Genomic DNA, 12370 nt, shown 5'->3' with positions numbered 1-12370 from the left:
CGAACACAGAAGTTAAGCTTCTTAGCGCCGAGAGTAGTTGGGGGATCGCTCCCTGCGAGGGTAGGACGTTGCCATGCAACCTAAGGAATCGTTAATTCGATTCCTTTTTTTGTTGCAAAAAACATTGTAAGCACTTAATAAGATGATGCCTATTTTCGCCTCCGCTTTTTTGGTATGCTTAGCATATCAATTAACGGAGGTTTTCCAATGCATAACCAAATTGTTCCGTAAGCACTTAATAAGATGATGTATTGAAAGTAAGCTGTAAATATTATTTTTAATATCCATTTAGCTCATTGAAAAACCTATAAGCTGTATTCAGCCTATAGGTTTTTTCATTTGCTTATTTCGTCGGCAGATTGCTTGGGTAGCTTGAGGTCAAACCAGTTAACATTAAGATAATCATTAGGGAAAGTTTCAATATAGGTTGTTGAGAACCAATCCAGTAAATGGATACCAGCCTCTGTTACATATAATTTGAAGGTGTTATCTGTGGAATGACTAGCAATTAGTGCTTGTGCGTATAGTCGGCGGAGGACTCGGTTATAATCTTCTTCAAAAGCGTGTAACACGACTTGTTTTCCCCGCGGACGACCCAATAGCTGATAAAAGACCATTCCCTGGCTTGCTTCTGAAAAAATCGTATAGGAATCGTCAATTTGAAATTCTGTTCCATGTTGTTTAGCGAAAACAATCATTGAAAGTGCAAGATAATCATGGTAATTAAATTGAAGCCAGCTTGCTCGGCGGAGAAAGTCACTGAGCTTTTCTGTTAATTGGACCTTGTCGGTATAGTCAAACATGGGAATTGACATAAAAACACTAAATGCTTTATGTGTACTAAGACGGATTGCTAGAAATTCGCCCTGATTATTACCTAACAGAACATAGGCCGATTCACTTTTTTTGGTAGTGTGAAAGCTAATTATTCGTTGGTCGTTTGTTAAAACTGATGCAAGTACCACTCTGATTTGGATTTCTTGATGATCCTTCATACTGGAAGTTCCTTCGTGTTAATAAAAATATTTATTTAGTCTAACAGCCAAACCGATGTTTTTATAGTGCTCATAGGCATTATTAAGGGCATATTGATTGATTTTACATTCAACTATAGAGCTAACCAACAATTTGTTTATAGATCAGGTTTAATGTTATTTAATTTGGACGGTATCCGTCGCAACCATGTAAAAATCCTGTAAATTCGGGGGCAATAATTGTTATTCTAGCGGTTACGTGCTATGTTATTAGCATATTTTATGAAGTGGAGTGATAGTTATGGCTCAGATTATTGTGGGGGATCGGGTTAAATGTCAGAAGAATGGCAATACCGATTATGATTTTTATGCTAAAGTTGAAAAAGTTTATGAGAACTCCGCCTTCGTCACAATTACCCATTATGATTTACGGGATGATATCAACGTGGCTGAACTTCAATATCGAGCGGTAATTGCCTTGAAGAAGATGAAACTCGCTAAGCCAACAGCTAGTGAAGCGAAACAGTTACAGGCCGTTAGTGCTGCCATGCTCGCTGAATAATTAATAATGCTCAACGCCGTATAATTCCAGTACGGCGTTTTTTATTGGCTAGTAATCCATACTTGGTAAGCGGCATTAATTAATTGCGTACATAGCTTTGTTTGGACTGGCAAACTTTTTTGTTGGTAATTTCGCACTTACCCTGTACATCACTAATTGGAATGGTACAATAGATATTAGCAGTTAATAACTGTTCTAAAGTGAGGAGGAGTTTTTAATGCAGACAGCTGATCAAGATATAACGTTAACGGGGCATCGTCGTTTTTGGTTTATTTTTACCCTGTTGCTTGGAACCTGGACAATGTCAATCAGCCAGTCTTCCTTGTCGACGGTATACCCAACGTTTATGCGGGACTTTGGTATCTCCGCATCGACAGTTCAATGGCTAACAACAGGTTTTATGTTAACCATGGTCGTGATGATGCCAATTAGCCCATGGTTGCTGAATAATATTGGTTTTAAGCAATTATTTTTAGCCGTCCTGGTTCTGTTCGACGTCGGCTCGATTATTATTTATTTTGCGCCCAGTTTTGGTGTGATGATGGTTGGTCGCTTAATCAAAGCAGCAGCCGTGGGGATCTTATTTCCTTCATACCAATCCATTCTATTAACGATAACACCTGAAGAAAAGCGGGGCAGTACGATGGGCGTAGCCGGTTTGGTAATGGGATCAGCTTTAGCTTCTGGTCCGATTATTTCTGGTGTTGTCTTGAAATTCACGGATTGGCATGGTCTATTCGCCGTATTCATTACCGTAGCAACTTTATTAATTTTAATCAGTTTTGTGACAATTAAGGATGTGATGGTTAACAAGCCATCTAAGTTAGACTTGCTCTCAATTGTGACATTACTGGGCTTTGCTGGAATTTTATACGTCGTTAATGAGATTGGCAAACCGAACGTTAATTGGACGTTAGGCTGGTTACTGTTAGTGATTTCAATATTCGCCGTGGCTTACTTTGCCTATCGCCAATTTCACTTGGAAACACCGTTACTGGAATTACGCGTATTAAAGACATTTAATTATGACTTAGCCATTTTCCTAACAGCTATTTCATACGTAGCTTTGATTGTTGTAACGATTATTTTCCCGTTGTACTATCAAGGTATCTTGAAGGTCTCACCGTTCGTTTCTGGTATGTCATTAGTTCCCGGTGCGGTGTTGCTAAGCATCTTGAATCCACTAACTGGTAAACTGGCTGAGAAGATTGGCTACAAACAAATTATGCTTCTAGGAATGAGTATGATTGTTGTTGGCTGGCTGATCTTAGCGTTGATCAACACGGAATTGAGCCTCTTAACGATGATTTTACTCGCCGCTTTAATTGAAGGCGGAAATGCCTTCGTCATGATGCCGGCCGTGACACTGGGCGCTAATTCGTTGCCTGACGAGTTAATTTCCCATGGGACGGCTGTAATTACGACGGTTCGCCAGATTCTTGGTTCGGCTGGTGTGGCGGTGACAACCTTGGTCTTGTCTAATGTGACGCTTGCGCAGAAACAGGCGGGCGTATCAACCATGGTTGCCAATTTGCGTGGCTACCACACAGTTTTCTGGATGATGTTAGGTATTGAAGTAATTGGACTGATCTTAGCGTTACTCTTACATGATGGTCGTAAGCAGACTCATTAGGATAAGCTAATTTAGGTGTCAAAGCGTGCCATATTGGCAACATCAGTCATTCAACTTTAATAAAGCAATGCTAAAACTCGTTATTAGATATCGGTTAGTTGCAATAGTGAAGACCACCATTCTAGATTTAAGAATGATGGTCTTTTTTACCTAAGTGATGCTATCGTAATTTTTGTCTTGATAAGAAATGGTGGTGCGCGTCAATTAAGACTTGCTTTATTTAGCTGTTGTTTTTTGAATTTTTGCCAATTGGCGATACTGACTTAACATCCAACTTTGATAAGTCTGGTTGGCGGGTAACGTTTCAGTGACTTTAAGCACTGGAACGTGGTACTGTTTAGCGAGTTTGACCATATTGGTTACTAAGTTACTATCGGTCTGAGTATTTTCAACAAACAAGGCAATCCGATGGTGCTTAATGTCTTGTTGCATCTGCTGAATATCCTTAGGTGATGGGTCCGAGCCCTCTTCAATTGCATGTGCGAAATGGGTATTACTGATGCGGTACCCAATGGCCTTCAGCGAATAATCAAAGACTGGTTCACTGACTGCGACCCGCTGATTATTTGCTCGCTGTTTTAGCTGGTTAATAGTGGTTGTTATGGCCTTAGCATTTGCTTGATATTTCTTAGCTTGTTGGTAAAAATAATGCTTGTGTTGGGGTTGAATCTTGCTGAGATCAGCTGCAATTTTAGTCGCCAACTTTGGCATGATCGCTGGGTCATACCAAACGTGTTCATTAGCGCCATCAGTTTTATTAGCGACATCCGTGCCAACCGCGATCACTCGTGCACCCTTGGCTTTATTGACAGTGAGTTTTTCCATCCAGTCGTCATAGCCGAGACCATTGTAAATAATCAGTTGCGCATTACTAGCTTGTTTGGCTGTATTGACGGTTGGCTCGTAATCGTGCGGATCAACACTTGGTCGATCAATAATTGATGTCACTTGACCATATTTTCCCGCCACTGCTTTAGCCGTCTGACCGTAAAAGTCGAGGCTGGCCATGATATTAATTTTGTTGTTAGTTGTTTTACTAGGTGCTGACGTACTTTGACAGCCGGCCAATAGTCCACCGATTCCTAGTAGTAATGCCAAATAAATCCATATCCGTCGGTTAACCATGTTTTGTAACCCCATTTTCTTTAAATCGTAACCATTACTGTTAACTTTACCGAAAGAAGTCGCGGCCGTCAAGTCTTTAAGATATGGTTTAGACTAGGTTAAAACTAACCGCTTGTGGTAAAAAGCTGGTAGAATAAGCGTACCTGAAAAACGGAAGGCGGGGAACGCAGATGATATTTACGATTGTGATTTTAATTTTACTAGCAAGCGCAATTTTTCGCGGGTTTCATCGTGGATTTGTGATTGAAATGCTGCATTTGATTGGTACTGTGGTAGTATTATTATTTGCGCGACTACTTTATCAGCCTTTTGGAACGATGATTAGTAATTTTTTGGCAAATTTACATTTAATTGACGCTTCAGTTGTTAGTACCCTGATTATTAACTTGGTGGCCTTCTTTGTGTTAATTTCGATAGGCTGGTCGGTCATTCGTTTACTTGGTCGGGTTTCACGGAGTATTACATGGCTGCCAGTCATCAAGCAAGTCAATAGTGTCGCGGGTGGCGTCGTGTCGTTTGTTGTGACCTATTTAGTTATTTTTGTGGCGTTATCGTTGGCTAATTTAGTTAATACTAACTTTATTCAGACGCAAATGGCGCAGTCACCACTAGCCACATATATTGTTAAGCAGACTCCTGGTTTGACTAGTCATTATCTCAGTAATTTGATTAAATTTAATGATGGAACGACCGCGGATTCTTAAAGGAAAGCACGGGTTTAATTCAAATGTAAATCAAGATGGAGGCGTAACTGGCTTTTAGTCCAGAAACGTCTTTTTTGATGGCTTGAATACTTGATGTCGCACTTTTTTCGGTTCCCGAACGATTACTAGTTTTTATGGCGTTATTTGGCTGATTACTATCATATTGATCGTCCTTCATGCTATGATTGTAAGTAAAAATGAGCAAGAAAGAGGCTGGGAGACTTATGGGCATGATTCGAATTAATAACTTACGATTTCACACGTTTAACGGGGTACTCCCGGAAGAACGGCGTAACGGTCAACAACTAGGGCTAGATATTGCCATTAAATATCCCATCGAAACGAAGGTTCAACATGATGACGTCCATGAGACGATTAATTATGCAGCCGTGCGCAACGTGGTCGATGACTTTGTAACGACTCATTCATACAAGTTGATTGAATCGCTAGCAAATCACTTATTACAAGCATTACTGACGAGTTTTCCAACGGTGGATGCGATCAATATTAAGATTCGTAAATACAGTGTTCCCATGCCCGGAATCTTTGATAATGTGGAAATTGAGGTGGAGGGGACGCCGGATGGTAAGTAGTGAAGAACGAGTTTATTTGAGTGTTGGGTCCAATATTCATCCCCGCGTCCAAAATATTCAGCAGGCCCTTAGTCGATTACGGGTGGTCAATGGCGTCAACGTGATTGCTGAATCTCATTGGTATGAGACACAGCCATGGGGTAATCGTGATCAAGCGAACTTTTACAATGTCTCGGTGGCCTTGACAACTAGCTTAACCCCGGACGAACTATTGGATGAATTACATACAATTGAGCAAGCTGGTCACCGCCAGCGCTTGATTCATTGGGGACCACGCACAATTGATTTAGATATTATTTTCTGGGGCAATCAGCAAATCAACACACCAGTGCTGACGATTCCGCATGCGCAGGCGGCTAAGCGTAACTTTGTGTTATTGCCAACCGCTGAAATTGCGAGAGCTGATCCGTTGGTAGGGCCCCAAGTGGCCCAATTGATTGCGGCCAATCAGGATCAGAGTTGGATTAAAAAAGTAAGAAATGTGAGTGAGTTAGATGATTGATGAGAAGAACCAAGCAAAGATTGAACACGCGGTACGCGAAATTTTAAGTGCGGTCGGTGAAGATCCTGACCGACCAGGATTGGTCGAAACACCAGCACGAGTTGCACGGATGTATGCGGAAGTCTTTGCGACTAAGACCGCCGCACCATTTGACAATTATAAGTTGTTCAAGGTTGAGAATCCGACCGAAATGGTGTTACTTAAAGATATTCCGTTCTATTCAATGTGTGAGCATCATCTGTTGCCGTTCTTTGGAACGGTTCAAGTTGCTTATGTGCCACAACATGAACAGGTCATTGGGTTAAGCAAAATTCCCAGGTTGATCGATTATTGCAGTCAACAGCCCAATGTTCAGGAACGCTTGACAGTTTCGATTGCGACGGAATTACAACGGATTCTTGATCCGGCTGGAATTGCGGTCTCAATCACGGCCCGGCACATGTGCATGGAGATGCGGGGCGTCAGCAAGCCGGGGGTGCATACTGAAAGTAGCTACTACAATGGCCAATTTAAGACGGATTTAGACTTGAAACGAGAATTTTTACAACGAATTGCAAAGTAGGTGATTGAGTGGACGCATCGGCAATTGAACAGCGATATCAAGACTTATTGTCTCAGCTGAACCAGGCAATGCTTGCTAATAATCATCAGCGCGTTCCGTTACTACGGCGAATCATGGCCCATCTTGGTCACCCCGACCATTACTATCACGTCATTCATATTGCGGGAACTAATGGAAAAGGGTCTACGGGAGCCATGTTGGCCAGTATTTTGCGGGCGCAAGGGTACCAAGTTGGGCGTTTTAGTAGCCCTGCAATCAATGATGCACGTGAACAACTGCAATGTAATGGAACCTGGATTGGTCCGGCAGAATTTATTGATACGTATGATGAGATTTTACCAGTATTACAAAATATGGGACTGGATGCTAGTGACGTGTCTATTTTTGAATGGTTCTTTCTCATTAGTGTCGTTTGGTTTCGTAATCAGGGCGTGCAGTGGGCGGTCATTGAAGCCGGCTTGGGTGGCTTGTATGATGCGACTAACGCCTTAGCCAGTCCCCAACTAACGGTGTTTACTAAGATTGCCCTCGATCACACCGCCATTCTTGGGCCCACGATTACTGCGATTGCGCAGAACAAGGCTAAGATTATTAAGCCTCACACCACGGTTGTCACGTTGAATGACCAGCATCCAGATGCCCTGGCCGTCTTACAGACCGAAGCGCTCAATCAAGGTGTCCGGCTAGTGACCGCTAAACACGCGCAACTGACGGTGACTGAGCAAACACTCACGCAAACGGTCGTTGATGTGCATAGTCAGCTATTTAATTGGACTCAGTTAACGGTCGGACTGAGCGGTACTTATCAGTTACAAAATTTGCGACTGGTTCTGACAGTGGTTACGGTGTTGCAACAGCAACAAGTTAACTTGACAAACGGCGCGATTCGTCGTGGGCTGCAACATGTCAACTTACCGGGCCGACTGACCGTGTTGCAGGAACAGCCATTAATTATTGCCGATGGTGCGCATAATCCGGATGGTATAACAGCGCTAGTCGCCAGTATTAAACAATTGCTAGCTGATCGCCAGCTGATTTGGGTCGTAGGGGTCTTGCAAGATAAAGCCTATCCTAAAATGCTTGCTAAAATATTGCCAGCAGCTGAGATTCTTATTACGAATACCCCGGCGAATCCCGAGCGAGCGTTATCTGCTACTAAGCTGGCGCAAACGGCCACAAACTTATTGACACCAGCATTTATGGCGGCGACCAATTTGACGCAACTGCCAACTATTCTGACGGCCACAACGATTACGGATGCACTGGCCCAAGCAAAACAACAAGCGACAGCTAATAGCGTAATTATTGTGACAGGGTCATTTTACGTTATTCGTGAGTTACAACAGGCTGGCTGGCCGGGGTTGGGCCAATGATGAATACTTGGTTGATTGCATCTAATAATGAGGGGAAAAGTCGCGATTTGATTGCCTGTTTAGATTATTATGGCTTAACCGCTCACCAGTACTTGTCCAGGTATCCCCGACTAACCTTTCCGACTGAAACGACGACTAGTTACAGTGACAACGCCGTGGCTAAGGCCCGTTTTGGCGCGCAACAACTAGGTGTGCCGGTTATTGCGGATGACAGTGGCTTAGAAATCCCGGCGTTACCAGATTTATTAGGGGTAACAACGGCACGGGACTTAGGCGTGGCAGTCGGCGGTTCTGATCGTAATCAAGCGATTTTAGCGGCGCTACGCGATGTTCCTAGTGCTCAGCGACATGCCGTGATGCGCGCAACGTTAGCGGCTGCTTGGCCAGATGGTCGGACCGTGGTCGTACAAGCGGCCGTCGCTGGTTATATCGCGCAATCCCAAGTTGGCCGCTATTCTGGCGGATTCGATCGGATCTTCTGGTTACCCTGCTATGGCAAGACTTTGGCCGAATTACCAACAACGTGGCGCATCCCACTGACGCACCGGGGACAAGCCGCCTTAAAATTAATCACAAAACTTTAAAAATTGGAAGGATCGGTGGAGTAGATGTTAGTACAAGATATCACCAGTTCATTAGCACAAGCAACGGATTTTGCGAGTCAGGCGTTGAATACCCAAGTTCAACGACAACAACAATTAGTTTTGCGTTTTAGTGATTATAATCGGGAGCAGCAGCAAGGCTTAACCCAACTTTGTCAGCAATTAGATGGAGTTGTTCAGGCTAGTCCTGAACAGTTAACAGTTTTATTGAATCAGGCGGCTGGCCGCCAGCTGGCTCACCAGTGGTCGCTGGTCTTTACGGATCAAGCAATCGTTCAAATCCAATTGACTCAAATTATGAAACAATATGATGTTTTCTGGCAGGCCGGTGAGCATCGTTTTAACCTCACGAAAAAGCCGATGATTTATGGCATCATGAATATCACACCCGACTCCTTTTTTGATGGTGGTCAGTACAAGACTAAGGATGATGTGCTCAACCACGTGGATGAGATGTTACAGGCGGGTGCCGATGTGATTGAGGTGAACGGACAAACGACGCGACCTGGTTTCACTGAAGTCACACCAGAAGTCGAATTAGAGCGGACATTGCCATATATTCGGGCAATCAAGGAACGATTCCCAGAAGCAGTGTTAGCAGTCGACACTTATAAGTACGATGTCATGCAAGCCGTCTTGGAAGCGGGTGTCAGCATTATTAATGATGTGAATGCCTTTACGGATGATCCCCGGAAGCTCAAATTGATGGCTGACAGTCGCGTCGGCTTACTGACGATGCACAGTAGTCGTGAGCAGGAGTATACTGATTTGACGAGCAGTATGCGGGACTTTTTTGAGCAGAATCTAGCAACGCTCACAAGTCATGGAATTGATATTGAACGGATTGCTTTGGATCAAGGAATTGGCTATTCACAAGTCGCACATGGTGAGCAGGATTACGTGATGATGCGAAATATTGACGAATTTAATTATTTGCGACGCCCAATGATGGTAGCTATTTCGCGGAAAGGCTACTTAGGTTTGTTGCTAGGATTGAAGAAGGAAGATCGGTTACCGATGACGTTGGTGACCGAAGCAGCGATGATGCTTAAGGGTGGCCGGATCATCCGGGTCCACGATGTGGCTGAAACCAAACAATTGATCACGCTGTTAGGCCGGATTGAGAATGGCTATTGGTTATCGAATAATGATTAGTCCGGATGATTTTGACGATATTACGGCGAATGGGGTTAAGGACTACGATGCTTACTTCGGTACTCCCACGTACGATGATCACGTTTTATTTGAATTGTTAGTGGTTGGAATCTTACAAGTGGGTTTAGGCTGGCGGGTCGCGGCTAGTCAGTTACCAGTATTGCGGCAACATATGGCGGGGCTGCGGGCAGACGCCGTAGCCGCCCTGGACGAACCGGATTTTGAACGGTTGATGATTACGCCCAATGTGATGCACAATGGGCGTAAGTTACGTGCAATTATTCAGGATGCGCGTGCCATTCAACAGTTACAGGCCGAGTATGGTAGCTTTAGTAACTACCTGTGGGCGTTTGTCGATGCGACGCCGGTCATTATGCCGGCGCCCGATGATGAATTACCGACGCGCTCACCCCTGGGCGCCCGCGTTGCGAAGGATTTACACCGGCATGGTTTGACCTTCGTTGGACCAGTCGTCACCCACATGTTTTTGTTGGCGGCGGGATTGATTAAATTGAATTAGGTAGAATTAGGCTGGCGGATGCTGGCCTTTTTTATTTGCTTATGCCTGCGTATTTTTGTGAGTATCAATGTGTGAATGTAAGCAAGGTGGGTGCTTTAATCCGGAGTGGTTATGGGCAGTGTGATTATTAGTCCCATCGCAATATGAAGCGCAAGTTCACAATGAGGGTAAGCGGCAAAAACATATTTGAATGGTCGGTGATACTGGCGTGTAGAACCAGTCTAACCGTTTTCTAAGCAATAGTGAAGTTAGCAAAAAAACGTCGCAAGAGCAAGTTGTAATGGTCTTGTGACGTGTTTTAGAATGAGTTGATTTTGTATCCCTCTGACACGACTAGCGGTTAGCGGTCGTCGAGTCTGGCAACAGCCACATCGTTACCAAGCCAATCAGCCAGGCCACTAAGAAGAACGCCATGGCAGCTGGTAATTGATAGCCAAGCAACCATTGGCATAACAAGATAAGCGTGATAATGATACCGATAACGCGATTGATGATGCTCATGTAAGTGCCTCCTAGGTGGTTAGCTAAGAATGAAGTGAACCAGATTATCTGAATTAATAAATATTACTTAAATTATATAATGAATGACGTTATGTGTGCTGCAATGTGCGTTAATGTCTTAATTTAACGTACGAACGTTGAAAAATGCTGAATATTTGAAAAAACGATACCGCTGAGGTTGCGGTATCGTTGAACCTGTGACTGGTAATTAGCATCGTAGTGTGACTAACTCGGATACTGGTTAGTGATAACTACTTCTAGTACCATAACGTTTCAGCAAACGGTATAGCGTTTGGCGCATAGATTTTGAATGAATAAGCGTTATCCACAAAAATCATGCTCACTGCATCAGACTGATGGTTATACTGTGCTAAATGCCCAGCATGAGCGGGTTAATTGCATGTCTGGAAAATACAGACTAGTTTTTTTACTTAAGAAGGTTGTATTTATCTGATAAGACACCTATTATAAATTGCAAATATAAGTAAGACATTTAGGAGTGATTGGTTATGATTAATCTTGTTTTCTACAAATACTACAGATTCTGGGCTGCAATCGTTTTACTATTGCTAAGCGCTAACGTTTATCCAGCAATTGTTAACGGTAATGTCTTAGGTCGCGAATTTTGGCGAAATGGCACAAATCTGATTAATCTTGTTTTTGTAATTGTTGCTATTGGCTTTTTAATTCAAGTGTTGTTTTTTAAGAAAGGTGAGCCGCGTGCGAATGAACGTGCATTTTGATCAGGTCATGGTAAAAAAGCATGATTTTTAATCGCGTTATGGCAACCAAAGTATGAGGGAGTAGTCGAAAGTCTGATATGAAATTCTCTGAAAAACTAAAAGTGTGTAGGAAGCACGCACAATTGACACAATCGCAAGTGGCCGAACAATTACATGTATCGCGCAAAACAATCTCAGGCTGGGAAAATGACCACAGTTTTCCCGATGTTGGCAGTTTAGTTCAATTGAGTGATATTTATGACGTTCGGCTAGACGATTTAATGCGGGATGATCACTTACTGGCTTATTATAAGGAAGCAGAACGACTTCATCAGAAGAGCCGAAAATGGGTGGTCGTCTCGTATCGATGCAATTTCTTGTTACTGGTACTTGGCTACATTGACTATTTGCGGCCGTTTGGAATACGAACGTTTTTGGTACCGTTTTTAGTACTGGTGAACGCCATGGTATTATTGTCGTATTTTTCAGATTGGCAGCGGTTCAAGTCAGGTAAATTGCGTGTCGGTATCGTCATCACGGTGTTTATTGCATTTATTGCTGAGATTCTGATCAATACAATAGTACCGAGTTATCTGAACGAGTTAGCACATGCCGTTGATGATGGCCCCGCTGCGATAATTGGTGAAGTGGCCGGTCGCTTGCTGGTCACATCAATACTGATATTAAGTTTGGTATTAGCTATCTTTTTGAAGCCAAAACAACGAGAACGGTCGTAGTTTACCGAGCTAGTCAATATTGATGAGTTTGGAAGTGAGCCGTGGCGTCTCAAACTAACGAAAATGTGTAAGACAAAAAACGACCGCATGCTATTAAGCATGCGG

The 12370-nt window shown here is 43.3% G+C and carries 16 protein-coding genes; 12 read left to right on the top strand and 4 right to left on the bottom strand.

What is annotated here, in order from left to right; all coding sequences use genetic code 11:
* Positions 1 to 335 precede the first annotated feature (335 nt).
* Positions 336 to 995: a hypothetical protein gene (locus RXV91_RS07145; RefSeq protein ID WP_316439301.1), complete on the bottom strand. Its 660-nt coding sequence runs from the start codon at positions 993 to 995 to the stop codon at positions 336 to 338.
* Positions 996 to 1275: 280 nt separating this feature from the next.
* Between RXV91_RS07145 and RXV91_RS07140 the strand changes: the two genes are divergently transcribed.
* Both RXV91_RS07140 and RXV91_RS07135 read left to right on the top strand, forming a co-directional pair.
* A complete protein-coding gene (locus RXV91_RS07140) occupies positions 1276 to 1536 on the top strand; it encodes a DUF2187 domain-containing protein (RefSeq protein WP_316439300.1) in 261 nt (86 codons plus the stop codon).
* Positions 1537 to 1753: 217 nt separating this feature from the next.
* Complete coding sequence (locus RXV91_RS07135; protein WP_316439299.1) at positions 1754 to 3169, top strand: MFS transporter; 1416 nt, start codon at positions 1754 to 1756, stop codon at positions 3167 to 3169.
* A gap of 216 nt (positions 3170 to 3385) precedes the next feature.
* Here the strand turns inward: RXV91_RS07135 and RXV91_RS07130 are convergent, their stop codons facing one another.
* On the bottom strand, positions 3386 to 4294 hold the full coding sequence (locus RXV91_RS07130; RefSeq protein ID WP_316439298.1) for a metal ABC transporter solute-binding protein, Zn/Mn family: 909 nt from the start codon (positions 4292 to 4294) through the stop codon (positions 3386 to 3388).
* A gap of 170 nt (positions 4295 to 4464) precedes the next feature.
* Here RXV91_RS07130 and RXV91_RS07125 point away from each other — a divergent pair, with 170 nt between their 5' ends.
* Complete coding sequence (locus RXV91_RS07125) at positions 4465 to 4998, top strand: CvpA family protein (RefSeq protein ID WP_316439297.1); 534 nt, start codon at positions 4465 to 4467, stop codon at positions 4996 to 4998.
* 19 nt (positions 4999 to 5017) lie between these two features.
* Here RXV91_RS07125 and RXV91_RS07120 read toward each other — a convergent pair whose 3' ends face one another.
* Complete coding sequence (locus tag RXV91_RS07120) at positions 5018 to 5176, bottom strand: hypothetical protein (RefSeq protein WP_316439296.1); 159 nt, start codon at positions 5174 to 5176, stop codon at positions 5018 to 5020.
* A gap of 46 nt (positions 5177 to 5222) precedes the next feature.
* Between RXV91_RS07120 and folB the strand changes: the two genes are divergently transcribed.
* From folB to RXV91_RS07085, 7 genes are read left to right on the top strand one after another with little or no spacing between them, the layout of a single operon-like run.
* Entirely contained in the window at positions 5223 to 5591 is a 369-nt protein-coding gene (folB, locus tag RXV91_RS07115) for a dihydroneopterin aldolase (RefSeq protein ID WP_033609992.1), read from the top strand.
* On the top strand, positions 5581 to 6093 hold the full coding sequence (gene folK, locus RXV91_RS07110) for a 2-amino-4-hydroxy-6-hydroxymethyldihydropteridine diphosphokinase (protein WP_316439295.1): 513 nt from the start codon (positions 5581 to 5583) through the stop codon (positions 6091 to 6093). The genes folB and folK overlap by 11 nt, the downstream gene beginning before the upstream one ends.
* Positions 6086 to 6655 carry a GTP cyclohydrolase I FolE gene (gene folE, locus RXV91_RS07105; RefSeq protein WP_316439294.1) on the top strand — a complete coding sequence of 190 codons (570 nt, stop codon included), beginning with the start codon at positions 6086 to 6088 and terminating at the stop codon, positions 6653 to 6655. The genes folK and folE overlap by 8 nt, the downstream gene beginning before the upstream one ends.
* Positions 6656 to 6663: 8 nt before the next feature.
* Positions 6664 to 8028, top strand: coding sequence for a glutamate ligase domain-containing protein (locus tag RXV91_RS07100; protein ID WP_316439293.1), 1365 nt, complete (start codon positions 6664 to 6666; stop codon positions 8026 to 8028).
* Positions 8025 to 8612: a non-canonical purine NTP pyrophosphatase gene (locus RXV91_RS07095; RefSeq protein WP_316439292.1), complete on the top strand. Its 588-nt coding sequence runs from the start codon at positions 8025 to 8027 to the stop codon at positions 8610 to 8612. Before RXV91_RS07100 ends, RXV91_RS07095 begins: the two co-directional genes overlap by 4 nt.
* Before the next feature lie 24 nt (positions 8613 to 8636).
* Positions 8637 to 9785: a dihydropteroate synthase gene (gene folP / locus RXV91_RS07090; protein WP_316439291.1), complete on the top strand. Its 1149-nt coding sequence runs from the start codon at positions 8637 to 8639 to the stop codon at positions 9783 to 9785.
* Positions 9757 to 10305: a DNA-3-methyladenine glycosylase I gene (locus RXV91_RS07085; protein WP_316439290.1), complete on the top strand. Its 549-nt coding sequence runs from the start codon at positions 9757 to 9759 to the stop codon at positions 10303 to 10305. Before folP ends, RXV91_RS07085 begins: the two co-directional genes overlap by 29 nt.
* Positions 10306 to 10638: 333 nt before the next feature.
* Here RXV91_RS07085 and RXV91_RS07080 read toward each other — a convergent pair whose 3' ends face one another.
* A complete protein-coding gene (locus tag RXV91_RS07080; protein WP_003642510.1) occupies positions 10639 to 10806 on the bottom strand; it encodes a hypothetical protein in 168 nt (55 codons plus the stop codon).
* Positions 10807 to 11315: 509 nt separating this feature from the next.
* Between RXV91_RS07080 and RXV91_RS07075 the strand changes: the two genes are divergently transcribed.
* Both RXV91_RS07075 and RXV91_RS07070 read left to right on the top strand, forming a co-directional pair.
* A complete protein-coding gene (locus tag RXV91_RS07075; RefSeq protein ID WP_015381027.1) occupies positions 11316 to 11549 on the top strand; it encodes a hypothetical protein in 234 nt (77 codons plus the stop codon).
* 122 nt (positions 11550 to 11671) lie between these two features.
* Positions 11672 to 12265 carry a helix-turn-helix domain-containing protein gene (locus tag RXV91_RS07070; RefSeq protein ID WP_015381026.1) on the top strand — a complete coding sequence of 198 codons (594 nt, stop codon included), beginning with the start codon at positions 11672 to 11674 and terminating at the stop codon, positions 12263 to 12265.
* Positions 12266 to 12370: the final 105 nt, after the last annotated feature.

The organism is Lactiplantibacillus sp. DA1 (assembly GCF_032681335.1).
Lineage (GTDB): Bacteria > Bacillota > Bacilli > Lactobacillales > Lactobacillaceae > Lactiplantibacillus.
The sequence above is the reverse complement of the archived record's forward strand: the minus strand, read 5'-3'. Positions and strand labels throughout refer to the sequence as shown.

Coding starts and splice junctions, on each gene's coding strand:
- RXV91_RS07145 (WP_316439301.1), bottom strand. CDS start 995: ATGAAGGATCATCAAGAAATCCAAATCAGAGTGGTACTTGCATCAGTT.
- RXV91_RS07140 (WP_316439300.1), top strand. CDS start 1,276: ATGGCTCAGATTATTGTGGGGGATCGGGTTAAATGTCAGAAGAATGGC.
- RXV91_RS07135 (WP_316439299.1), top strand. CDS start 1,754: ATGCAGACAGCTGATCAAGATATAACGTTAACGGGGCATCGTCGTTTT.
- RXV91_RS07130 (WP_316439298.1), bottom strand. CDS start 4,294: ATGGTTAACCGACGGATATGGATTTATTTGGCATTACTACTAGGAATC.
- RXV91_RS07125 (WP_316439297.1), top strand. CDS start 4,465: ATGATATTTACGATTGTGATTTTAATTTTACTAGCAAGCGCAATTTTT.
- RXV91_RS07120 (WP_316439296.1), bottom strand. CDS start 5,176: ATGAAGGACGATCAATATGATAGTAATCAGCCAAATAACGCCATAAAA.
- folB (WP_033609992.1), top strand. CDS start 5,223: ATGGGCATGATTCGAATTAATAACTTACGATTTCACACGTTTAACGGG.
- folK (WP_316439295.1), top strand. CDS start 5,581: ATGGTAAGTAGTGAAGAACGAGTTTATTTGAGTGTTGGGTCCAATATT.
- folE (WP_316439294.1), top strand. CDS start 6,086: ATGATTGATGAGAAGAACCAAGCAAAGATTGAACACGCGGTACGCGAA.
- RXV91_RS07095 (WP_316439292.1), top strand. CDS start 8,025: ATGATGAATACTTGGTTGATTGCATCTAATAATGAGGGGAAAAGTCGC.
- folP (WP_316439291.1), top strand. CDS start 8,637: ATGTTAGTACAAGATATCACCAGTTCATTAGCACAAGCAACGGATTTT.
- RXV91_RS07085 (WP_316439290.1), top strand. CDS start 9,757: ATGGCTATTGGTTATCGAATAATGATTAGTCCGGATGATTTTGACGAT.
- RXV91_RS07080 (WP_003642510.1), bottom strand. CDS start 10,806: ATGAGCATCATCAATCGCGTTATCGGTATCATTATCACGCTTATCTTG.
- RXV91_RS07075 (WP_015381027.1), top strand. CDS start 11,316: ATGATTAATCTTGTTTTCTACAAATACTACAGATTCTGGGCTGCAATC.